The sequence below is a fragment of the Acinetobacter sp. ANC 4218 genome (assembly GCF_002135245.1).
Taxonomy (GTDB): domain Bacteria; phylum Pseudomonadota; class Gammaproteobacteria; order Pseudomonadales; family Moraxellaceae; genus Acinetobacter.
Genome location: NZ_NEGD01000010.1, coordinates 1 through 12,147, shown reverse-complemented (window position 1 = coordinate 12,147; position 12,147 = coordinate 1). Strand labels below are relative to the sequence as shown.

General features: G+C 39.9%; 6 protein-coding genes. All 6 read left to right on the top strand.

The window, feature by feature from the left end; genetic code table 11:
• Positions 1-489 precede the first annotated feature (489 nt).
• Positions 490-3,768 carry a YadA-like family protein gene (locus tag B9T38_RS16580; protein WP_143222692.1) on the top strand — a complete coding sequence of 1,093 codons (3,279 nt, stop codon included), beginning with the start codon at positions 490-492 and terminating at the stop codon, positions 3,766-3,768.
• A 749-nt stretch (positions 3,769-4,517) separates the two neighbouring features.
• On the top strand, positions 4,518-5,783 hold the full coding sequence (locus B9T38_RS10670; RefSeq protein ID WP_171263225.1) for a TolC family protein: 1,266 nt from the start codon (positions 4,518-4,520) through the stop codon (positions 5,781-5,783).
• A gap of 48 nt (positions 5,784-5,831) precedes the next feature.
• Positions 5,832-8,078 (top strand): type I secretion system permease/ATPase, encoded by a 2,247-nt coding sequence (locus tag B9T38_RS10665; RefSeq protein ID WP_086196781.1) that lies wholly within the window; start codon positions 5,832-5,834, stop codon positions 8,076-8,078.
• Positions 8,079-8,136: 58 nt separating this feature from the next.
• Positions 8,137-9,375: an HlyD family type I secretion periplasmic adaptor subunit gene (locus B9T38_RS10660; RefSeq protein WP_086196780.1), complete on the top strand. Its 1,239-nt coding sequence runs from the start codon at positions 8,137-8,139 to the stop codon at positions 9,373-9,375.
• Positions 9,376-10,503: 1,128 nt separating this feature from the next.
• Positions 10,504-11,301 carry an OmpA family protein gene (locus B9T38_RS10655; protein ID WP_171263224.1) on the top strand — a complete coding sequence of 266 codons (798 nt, stop codon included), beginning with the start codon at positions 10,504-10,506 and terminating at the stop codon, positions 11,299-11,301.
• 69 nt (positions 11,302-11,370) lie between these two features.
• A partial coding sequence (locus B9T38_RS16870) for an Ig-like domain-containing protein (RefSeq protein WP_251992227.1) occupies positions 11,371-12,147 on the top strand: 777 nt, incomplete at its 3' end.

The following is a 12,147-nucleotide window of genomic DNA, read 5'->3' as shown; positions in this document are numbered from 1 at the left end:
TTGGTTTGGTGATTAAATTTTACTTTCTCGCTATTTTTTTGCCCAGCAAATGTCACAGGCTTAATTTAAATCGAGTTGTTTTCATAAAAATTGACTGTATATGGCGCTAACTCATGCTGCTGCTAAAAAATTATAAATTGATCTTATTGGTTTGATTTATCGCCTAAAAAATACCTTATAGTTACAAAATATATCAAATATTGATTTAAATTGTTTTGATATGATTTTTGGTGTCTTGTTTTAAATGACTGATTTTATTGTATTTTATTATTTTTATGGTATTTATATTACTAAGAAATATGTGGTTATTATAAATATAAATCAAATATTGATTGATAAAGATGTTTTTTTTTGTATATTATGACCTTGTACGAAATTGATGCTCTGAACGGAATTTTTCAGTATCCAAATTTTCGTCCCAGTTTTGCTGGTTTGCAAACATCCTAGGGTAAACCAGTCTTTTTATAAGAATTGAAAGAGGACAAATCTATGACATTTAAGAAATCTGCATTAGCAGCAGCTGTATTAACAGTTGTTGCAGGGAATGCCTTGGCTGCAACAGTAACAACTCCAGAAACACGCTTTAAGCCTACAGGTCCATTCAGTGGTTATTTGCAATCTGAAGGCTATTCTACTTCAGTAATTGACACAAACTTTACAAGTAATAAAACCTTTCTTGAAGTACAAGATTCGAATGTTGTTATATCGGCTGGCACTCCTGAACCAGTAGCTGGTCAACCGGGGGTTGAGCGTTATAGTGAGACACGTGAAGGTACAGTTGAAACAACTTCTAATTCATCTGATTGGAACCTGACCGATAATACAAAAGAAGACTCACGAACTGTAGATACGTCTTCATATTATAGTGCGAATGGCTTGGTAACTCGTACAGCGCAAACTCGTACTCTATCTATACCTTTTGTTGGGACTGTTACTATTCGAGAAGCAGATGTTGGGACTTTGACTGAGGATAACTTTGAAGCATACGATCTAACCAAAAAAGCGGGTGCTTTTGAAGAAACACGTTCGAGTAGCAGAACAGCAGTTGACTATAATGATAACCAAGTACTTGATCATACTATAGAAAGTAAGCGTACTCGAAATTATAAGGATAATGCGGTTGCCTATGACCAAAATGGTCAACCAGTACAGGTTGACGGTCAAACTAGTTATGTGGTGTTAGAAGATACCAGTGAGCGTAATTTTAATTTAACGGCATATAATTCAGATGTTGAAAATGGCGTAGAGACTAGCCGTGGTCCTGATGGCAAGTTACTGGTTGTAGATCGTAGCCGTTCTTCTACCGAGCAAGATGCTAACTACCAATATGATGATATTTCTGGTGATTTCGTTACCTTTAAAGTTGAGGGTAATGATGTATTAGTGTCTAATATTAGCGAACAAACCAAGGCTCGAGCTTCAACATATATCAATTATGATGACGTGAGTGTCAAAGATTTTGAACGCAGCCGTTCTGGTACAAATAATAGCAAAGATACTGCTGTTCTTGATGGTTTTGAGCAATATGACAATCGCTCATGGGAAAATAGTGTAACTCAATATAATGATGGTAAATCTAATATTGACCAAGAATCTTCATTTAAGTTTACACAAGCATCGAAAGACCGTGATTTCTTGACTGATGAAGATGGGGTGGTTCTTGTTAATGGAAAACCTGTTGTAGATAAAGTAACTGAAGTAACTTCAAGTGTGTCAGGTGCTTATTCTAACTACCAAGCAACAGAAGATGCTAATGGTGATGATTTTGTTATCACTAAAAATGGAAATGATACACGTTGGACTGATACTGATCTGAAACATCGTTCATTTGCGTATGACTATCAGCAAACAGTTACAGATCAGCAGGATGGCTTTGTTGCACATGACATCCGACAATTTGACGGATCAGCTGACTACTATGCGAGCATGCAGGAAAATATTGAGGTAGATCGTGATCTCGAATTGAACTCCCTCAGTGATCAAAAATATAAAACAGGTCCTCTTCCTGTTGTAAATACTTATACTCCTGATCAGGTAACCTCTGGTTTCAGACGTAAACTTGATGGTTCACCTGTTACAGCTGCAGATGTGAATACTTGGACCGATCAAAATGGTACAGATCATTACTATGTTGTATTGGGTCATGATAGAAATGGTCAGGAAATTCGTTCTGAGGTTCAATATACGGACGGATCAGCATCGAGTTTAACTTTGAATGCTGTACAGGAAGATTTCCAACAGCGCAACTCAACAGAATCTGTGCGTTATAATGAAGATGAATTTTATAAGTCTACCGATTCATTTGTAAATAAAGAAAAAACCACTTATGAAGATGGTTCGGTTGAGTATGATAATTCGACTCTTGATCAAACAATCACTGTTTACAATGAGAATGTAGTTGATAAAGAGTGGGAAGGTACTCGTGCTGGTACTCAAGCAACTCAGGATGTGACATTTGTTGACGTGGGTGGTGTTGCAACAGCAGCTCAGATTGATACTTCAGCATCAAACTTTGCTGAAAAAACTACTAAATATAAACCAGGTCAGGAACTGGAAGAAGAGACTGCGCGTACTGAAACTCAGCAAGGTAGTCATGAGGATCTGTTAGCTGAAACGACAGAAGCTTACCAAAACAATTGGGAGTTTAATGACAAACTGTATGCTGCAGGCGCAAGTGATTTACTTCACGTTTCAACTGTAAGTGGAAATGGTACATCTTCTTATACTTCTGATACACAGACTCAAGAATCAGAATGGGCATTGAATAATGACGAAACAATTTATCAAGCTGGTGATATAAATAGTACTGAAACTGGTTCAACATCACAGAGCACAACAACTACTGATCTTGTAACAGGTAATTCAGAGACTTATGCAACTAATGGTCAATTTGCATCAACTGAGTTCAACACGGTTACTGGTTTGCTAGCATCACAAGCTGTTCTGTCTACAGAGGCTGCTGAGCGTCAAGAAAGTTTAAGCACTACTCAGGCTGGTGTAACCACCTCTACAACTGTTGTTCGTGGTTATGAAGATGAACAACGTAGTGATGAAAGTGCAACCTTGACAGTTTATGGTTCTGAAACCAATGTTGCGGGTGACGGCTCTCAAACTGTATTGGCTAAGAGCGCAACAACAGTGGTGGATAAATTTGGTATTGAGGAATCTAATCAGCTGACTCAAGCAGATACAAATATCACTGCTGCTGGTGCTGCAACCACAACTACACAACAACGTACAGATGATGTTACTGGTATCCGATTGGAAAAAACAGTAACTGCAGAAGGTGCTAGCGTTCAGAGAGCTGCGGGTACAACTAGTTCAACGATAATTAGTGCGGGTGAAATTTCTGTAGATGGTGTGTCTATCACTGCAAATGGTTTGAATGCCAATAATACCGTTGTGTCTAATGTTGCAAATGGTGTTGCGGATTCTGATGCGGCAAACCTTGGTCAAGTACGATCATACTACAATGATGTCAGTGGCCGTGTTAACCAATTAAATACACGTGTAGATGATGTAGAGAAAACTTCTTACCGTGGTATTGCTATTGCATTAGCTGCGCAACAACAAATTCCTAACATCGGTGCTGGTCAGTTCGCTGTCTTTGGTGGTGTAGGTCACTATGAAGGTGAATCTGCAGGTGCTCTAGGTCTTGCTAGTGTATTTGCTGATGGTCGTACTTCTGTAAGTGCTGCGGTAGGTTTTGCCGGTGGTAACGAAGTTGGTGGTCGTGTAGGTGTATCATACGTTTTTGGCGGTAAATAATTACCTGTTAAAAAGTATAGATTAAAAAAATCCTCGCCTTGTGCGGGGATTTTTTTAATCGATTTCTATTCATATGATGAGTCATTTTTTTGTTTGACTTATCACTTTAATTTTTTGTGTTAAACGTCTATAAACAGCTGTTTTTATCCGTTTTAGAATGGATAAAATAATGCAAAAAAGCTGGAAAATAAAATTACTGGACAAATTGATGATACTGCGTTGAATGTAAGTTTATAGACTAAAATAATCCAGAAAATTGTTCACTATACCCAAAGTCAGGTGGACAGGGTGTCTGCTTTAGATCTGGGAAAGAGATGGGATTTGGTTTCTTTGAGCTGATCGATTTTATACATAAATTATGTATAAATCCTGCAAGTTGACGGTACAAATCATGATCAAAAAATGGATATTTGCATCATTGATGCAAGAGGCTTACTGTTGAGGAATAGAATTAAAATTCCGGAAAAAAGAGGGGATAAAGTTACCTACTTAAAAAATATAGTCACTTGATAATAGAGCAAAAAATTAATGAAAGTTTCATGTGTTTAGTCTGTATTTTAATGAGTTGTTGCTTTAAAATCCGAAAATGCTCTAATTAATGTGATATTTTTCACATTAATTTGGATGGTTAATACCGAGTTTTTGATTAGAACACAGTAGAAATCTTAAAGCTAATTATTGAAAGTCATCATTATTTTTTATGTAATAATCACTTAAAGTTGAATATGAAAAAAAGTCATAGATCTGTTGTGAGATATCCTCAAAATCAGGTGATGGTGCTGTTCACCACATTAATGTTGACTTCCCCGGTTTATGCAGCGGATCTCAAAATATTGCTACAGAATGCATTAACACAAGATCCATTGATGATTGAAGCGCAAGCCAATGAGCAAGCGGCGATCAGTAAAGTTAAAGAGTCACAGGCCTTGCATTATCCAGTTTTGGCAGTGACCGCGAATCAAGTTCTGGGTCAATCCCATAAAGACCGTACTGATTATGCCAGTGAAGACTTCACGCCGGGTTTACGTGGCACTCTGAATTTATATTCTTTTGGAGCCATTAGTGCGCAGGTCGAGCGCGATAAAAGCAAATCAGCGTATTTCCATGAAAAAATTGGTGAAACTTCAGAAGAATTAGGCTACACCATTGGCAGTGAATATATTAAAGCCTTGCGTGCCCAAGAGTCCTTAGTTGTACAAAACCGGAGTCTGGAACGCCACAATAAATTCACCCAGGATATTGGGATTATTGTGAAATATGATCAGGGACGTCGTTCTGAACTGATTCAGGCTAAAGCCCGGCAGATGCAGGTTGAACATATGATCAGCGGTTTACAGCGTGAGCTGGGCTTTGCTTTAAGTAATCTGAAAAAATATACAGCTGATGTTTCCCCAGATGGATTGCATGATCCATTTGCCGATCTTTCCGTCACAGATGTGGTGAATCGTTATAGCTTGACCCATCCCAGCCAGCATCCCTCTTTTCAGGCACAACAAGCTGAATTGGACAGTATCCGATCCGAACATAAATATCGTCAAACCAAACGCTATCCAAGTATTAATTTAGAAGGAAATGTCACCACTGAAGATCGTCAAGTTTATTTGAGCATGTCGTGGGATATGTTTAATCAAGCGACAAAATATTCAGTGGAGCAGGGTGGACAATCGATTGTGGCAGCAAATGCACGATTAGGGCAAATTCAGAGAGATATAGAAGAACGTGCCCGAACTGCAGAAATTGATATGTTTCAAAGCAAACAAACAATGGAGATTACCCGGCAACAAATTGCAGCTTCACGTGATGTAGTGATTGCCAATGAAAAGCAATTTAAGATTGCACGAAAAACTTTGGTTGATGTACTGAATGCCTATAATGAGCTGTCTGCAGTTGAAATGGCTTATGTAACGGCACAAAATGATTTTCGTATGGCAGCTTTAGCATATTTGCGGGCACAGGGAAAAATCTCAACATGGGCGATGGGTTCGAGCGACACGACCTGGTCGATACAGCCTTAACTTTTAATCCAGCATTGCGACAGAATAAAAAAGGTTATCAAAAAGTTCATGAAATCAATTATCGAACATATCGCTTTAGTTACCCAGCTTCTGGGAACCCCTATTTCTGTTGCTACGCTTATGGCACAGGTCACCCAAGATCAGAACCTGCAGGTCAATTATCATTCATTGGGTGAAGTCTTAAAAACTCATGGTTTTGACAATACTCTGGCACAGCGAAATTTGCAGGATATTCCGTCCTTAGCCATGCCTGTGGTGATTGTGCTCAAGAATGAACACGCAGCAGTGATTACCCATATTGATGGTGTGGGGGATGAGCGAGTTTATGAAATTCAGCAGACCGATGGTTTAAAGCAGAAACTCACTCAACAACAACTTGATGAGCTCTATTTGGGATATTGCTGGTTTATCAAGCCAAAACTGGCCAGTGATTTACGTTCAGAATTACCCGAATATCATATGCCTAAAGCTTGGTTCTGGAAGGTGATCTGGCGTTTCCGTTCCTATTATTATCAAGTCATTTTGGCGACTTTCATTATCAACTTTCTGGCATTGGTCAGTTCGCTCTATGTCATGAACGTCTATGACCGTGTGATTCCAAACAAGTCTTATGAAACGCTGTGGGTGCTGAGTATCGGGGTCATTTTGGCGATTTTCTTTGAGTTTGTCGCCAAGATGATTCGTGGACATCTAACCGATATTGCAGGAAAAAAAGCAGATTTGATTATCAGTTCGGCGATTTTTAGACGGGTGATGAGTCTGGATTTGTCGGAAAAACCTGCTTCTTCAGGGGCTTATGCCAACAACTTGCGCGAGTTTGAGTCGGTACGTGACTTTATGACCAGTGCCAGTTTGCTGGTTTTGGTGGATTTGCCGTTCTTACTGTTATTTATCACCGTGATTTGGCTGATTGCCGGAAAATTAGCTTTGGTACCTTTAATTTTGATCCCTATTGTGATGCTGGTGGGTTTTTTGGCACAAGGTCCTCTTGCACGTTATATCAATGAGTCCATGCGTGAAGGCTCACAACGACAAGGCTTGGCGGTTGAGGCGATTGAAGGGATTGAAACTTTAAAAACCAACAATGCTGCCAGCTGGGCGCAAGAAAAGTGGGATTTTTATACAGCCCGCAGTGCAGCTTCAAGTACTAAAACCCGTGATTTAAGCAATTTTGTGGTGAATTTTTCGGTTGGTATTCAGCAACTCAATACGGTGATTTTGGTCATTGTTGGGACTTATCTGATTCATAGTCCGGATGCCAATTCTAAAATCACTATGGGTGCGTTGATTGCCGCCGTGATTTTATCGGGTCGTGCGCTGGCTCCTTTGGCGCAAATTGCCAACCTGGCGATTCGTTTCCAGCAAGCCAAAGTGGGGATGCAGGGCTTACAAAGCATTATTGACCGAAAAATTGAGCGTGATCCAGAGCGTGAATATATCAGTCTGGATCGGGTTGAAGGTGAGCTGAATGTGCAGCAGGTCAGTTTCAAATACCAGGCAGATACGCCAGAGGTATTACAAAATGTCAGTTTGCAGTTGAAGCCGGGCGAGAAAGTTGGAATTCTAGGTAAAATTGGCAGTGGTAAAACCACCATGCTGAAACTGGCCAGTGGTTTATTTACTCCGAGTCAGGGCAATGTCACTTTAGATGGCGTAGACTTAAGACAGCTTGATCCGAATTACTTGCGCAACCAGATCGCGATGCTGGGCCAGTCGCCACGATTATTTTTAGGCAGCTTGCGCGAAAATCTGGATCTGGCCCGTCAGGATGGTTTTAGCGGTAATCAGGATTTGATTAATGCACTGAAACGTTTTGGTCTGGAGCAGATGATTCAAAACCATCCTAAAGGTCTGGACATGCCCTTGGGAGAGGATGGACAGGGATTATCTGGCGGGCAGAAACAGGTTATTGCTTTGGCGCGTCTGACCTTGCGTCATCCGAAAGTGGTGCTTCTGGATGAACCCACTACAGGGCTGGATCAAGGCACAGAACAGAAAGCTCTACAAGCCTTGGGACAATGGTGTAAAGACAAAACTCTGTTGGTTGTGACTCACCGGATGCAGGTGTTAAGCATTGTCGATCGAATTGTGGTGATGGATCAAGGCAAAATTGTCATGGATGGACCGCGTGATGCCGTGCTTAAAAAGTTGACACAAAATGAACAAAAAGCACGTACAGCGACACAACGGGTGATTCGACCTGCGGCTATGGCGGGTTCAGTGGCAACCAACAGTTCGACGCAGACCGATACGAATGCCGCCCAGACAGCTGAAGCAGAGCATCCGACCGCCTAAATCTGACTTGAATGAAGAAAGCCCGAGCCAGCGACACACATAATATTGAGTAAAATGTATGAAGGATAATCCAACCAAGTCATCTGAAAAGATACATTCCAAAGATCTGAAATTGGTGAATGATCTGAATGCTGCTTTGCAAAAAGAAAAGCATACCGGTTTATTTTGGATGATCGGTTTGCTGTTTGTGTTTTTGGTGGTGTTCGTGATCTGGGCCTATAACAGCACGGTTGAAGAGGTGACTCGGGGGCAAGGCAGTGTCATTCCAACCAGTCGCGAACAAATTGTACAAAGCCTGGACCCGGGAATCATCAAGGAAATGCGGGTAAAAGAAGGTGATGTGGTCAAAAAAGGGCAAATTCTCCTCACTTTGGATGATACCCGTAGTGCCGCAGTATTACGTGAAAGCGAGGCCAAGGTTGCCAACTTGGAAGCCATGGCAGCCCGCTTGCGAGCAGAATCTTATGGCACTGCAATTCAATTTCCTGCAGGGATTAGTCTGGACTTGCAGCGTCGTGAACGTGCCGCTTATGAAGCCCGTCGTCGTGCAGTTGAAGATGCTGTATCCGGTTTGCAGCAAAGTAAAGCCATGTTGGACCGGGAAATTGGGATTACTGCACCGATGGTCGCAGAAGGTGTGATGTCAGAAGTTGAATTGCTGCGGATGCGTCGTCAGTCTTCAGATCTGGCTTTGCAAATCAATGAAAAACGCAACCAGTATGCGGCCGATGCCAACAACGAGCTGGTTCGAATTGAATCTGAACTGGCACAGGCCAAAGAAAATATGGCAATGCGTGCCGACCCTGTAGACCGCAGCTTAATTCGGGCACCATTACGGGGTATTGTGAAAAACATTAAAATCAATACCTTGGGTGGTGTAGTTCAGGCGGGGCAAGACATTATGGAAATTGTACCATTGGATGACAAATTACTGGTTGAAGCTTATATCCGTCCGCAAGATGTGGCATTTGTCCGTCCGGGGCTAGATGCAATTGTAAAAATTACTGCTTATGATTATTCGCTGTATGGTGGATTAGAAGGAAAAGTAACCCTGATCAGTCCTGATACCTTACGTGACAAGGCGCGACCAAGTGAATTGAATCTGAATCCAGATGAAGCTTACTATCGGATTTTAGTGGAAACCCATAAAAATTCACTGAAGGATAAAAATGGACAATCTATGCCGATTATTCCCGGTATGATTGCCAGTGTGGATGTCAAGACTGGAGAAAAAACGATCTTTCAATACCTGATCAAGCCAATTACCCGTATGAAGCAGGCATTGCAGGAACGTTAAATATAAATATATTTTAATTTAAAAACTTAAGCCAAATTTTTATGAAATTTGGCTTTTTTATTCACTTGAGATTGGATAAGACATACATGAGCTGAAAACTTCTTGTCAGTATCTGCTGGGCTTTACTAGGTTTAATTGAGGAGATGCATCTTAAAAATACACAGCACGATGATGGGGAAATAAACCCGGAAGTGATTTTGGTTTATAAAATATCGAATCTTTGAAGGAGACTACAACCACAGTTTTTAAACAGGAATGCCTGCTGTGTTTAGGATCACAACATTTAAGTTTCTATCTTCAAGGGAATGGTTTGGAAAGCTGAAAAATATCAACCTGCAGTAGTTAGGCTTGAATATATAGGTCTTGTCTAGAGGTCAGCATCATCTCAGGAACACTTTGATCAAAACAAATCGAACAAGCTCTAGTGTTTACTTCAATGCTGTATGCAGAGAAGAATCTCGTTTTCTAGCTTGAAACCGGGTGCGTGATTTTGAGTGACTCACTTTGATTACTTCATTATTCAGCACAAAGTTGCAATGAAATGTGTATTTTTAACTTTATTTATTTGGTAGAAGCTTTTGCTATTTGGTATTTTTTTATGTAATTAATGTATTGAAAGTGTAATTTATGTACCATGAATATTCATTTAATCAACTAGAATCATGTCTTACATAAATTATTTATCACGTATAAATATAAGCAAGTTATTGTAAATTATTAATATAAAATCCTCGAGAAAACTTGATTTTAATAAAAATTATTCTTATTTAAATTCCAATTTAAATGGAAATAAAACCTTTTTTCTATTAATAAAAAGAGATATAAATAAATTAAAAAAGATGATTTTTATACTATTTTTTTGAGTATATTTTTTATATGATTATTAAGTTTAAATGTGAATTAAGTCACATAAATCCATACTTTTTTTAAGAATTTTACATTGGATTTGCTTTTTTAAGGGTTTAAGGGTGGTGGGATATGAGTATTAGAAAATTAGTTTTAATAACGGGGCTTTCTATTTTTGGGTCGGGATGTGCTTCTATTAATAATCAGTCTCCTTTAGAGCATTGGAAAACATTTAATCCTGCGTCTATGATTTTGTCTGATCATATTAGACCGGATCAAACAATGGCAGTCTTTCTCCGAGAGGAAAATGCATTCAATGGTCCAGCCGTTAATATTTTTCTGGAAGGAGAGTATTTAACTTCGCTTCAACCGGGTGGTTATAAAATGCTGCCTGTATGTGCAAATCCGACTCAAATGAGTGCTGCTTTTACCCAAAGTGAGTTGGATTATTCAAAGGTACGGCAGAAAACTCAGGTCTATGATTTGCCTGAAGGGAAAATTCAGTATTTTAAACTTGTTGAGGATGCTAATCAGTCTATTAAAATTCAGCCATTAACAGAAGCACAGGCCCAGCAGATCCTTCCTACCGTTCGTGAACAAACCCATACGCTCCCACGTGTTGAAAAAAATAAGGTGTGTGCAAAACCAGTCTATGTCAATGTCCCTGTCCAAACTGTCTTGAAGAAATATACCTTACAGGCAAATACCTTATTTGCTTATGCAAAATCAGGCCCAAATGACATGTTAAAAAAAGGTCGCGAAGAAGTTAAAACAATTGCAGATCAAATTATCAATGAACAAAGTCAGGTTAGTCATATTAGCGTTCTGGGCTATACCGATCCTGTAGGAACTGAAGCTTTTAATCAGCAGCTATCTTTGCGACGTGCTGAAACAGTGCGCAATTTACTGACAATGTATGGTGTGGCTAGACAGAATATTTCAGTCGAAGGACGCGGTGAACAAGACCTGGTGGTCAGTGATTGTCAGAGTCGTTATGCAAAAGACAAGCTGGCTCGTGAGCAATGTGATCTGTCTAACCGACGTGTAGAAATTATTACTTACGGCATTAAAGCTGAATAAAGCTTTTCAAATCTAATTGAACTTTCTAATAAATTTTTGAAATCTGGCTAGCAGATCAGGATTAACCTTATGAATAATCAAACCATTACTGTAAAAATACATAGTGCTAAGAAAATAATTTCAACTCTTAACGTTACCAAAACACCCGATCAGCCTATGATTATTCAGGCCAAAAAAAATGTCAATTACGAGTTGATTGATGATGCAACTCAATTTGCCCCTGAAAATATTAAAATTAAGCGTGTGGGCAATGACTTGCATATTGGTTTTGAAGATGGTTCATCAGATCCACTTGATGCTGACCTGATTATTCAGGATTACTATGGTCACGATGGGGTGACCAGTAATTTACTGATCGGTCTGCATGAAAATGGCAGTTATTATGCCTATGTGCCAGAAAGTGGTTTGCAAGAACATGCTGTAAGTATGCTGGCTGAAGAAGTCAGTGCTGGTCAGGCATTGGGTGGTGAACCTTTGGTTGCAGCTGCCTATGAGTTTAATCCGTATTGGTTACTGGCTTTGATTCCTTTGGTGGGATTGGCTGTGGCGGCTAGTAACGATGATGATAATAGTGTTGGAGATATTACTGCACCAGTGGTTACTGTAAATGACAGCAACAGCAATGACAGCACCCCGGCACTGGGCGGTACGGTGAATGACCCAACAGCGATTGTTGTGGTTGAAGTGGATGGTGTTAAATATCCGGCAACGAACAATGGTGATGGAACCTGGAGCCTTGCAGATAACGTATTGCCTCCTTTAGGCGATGGCAGCTATCCGGTTAAAGTCACAGCGACAGATCCTGCAGGGAACAGCAGTACAGATACCGGTTCATTAACAGTAGAT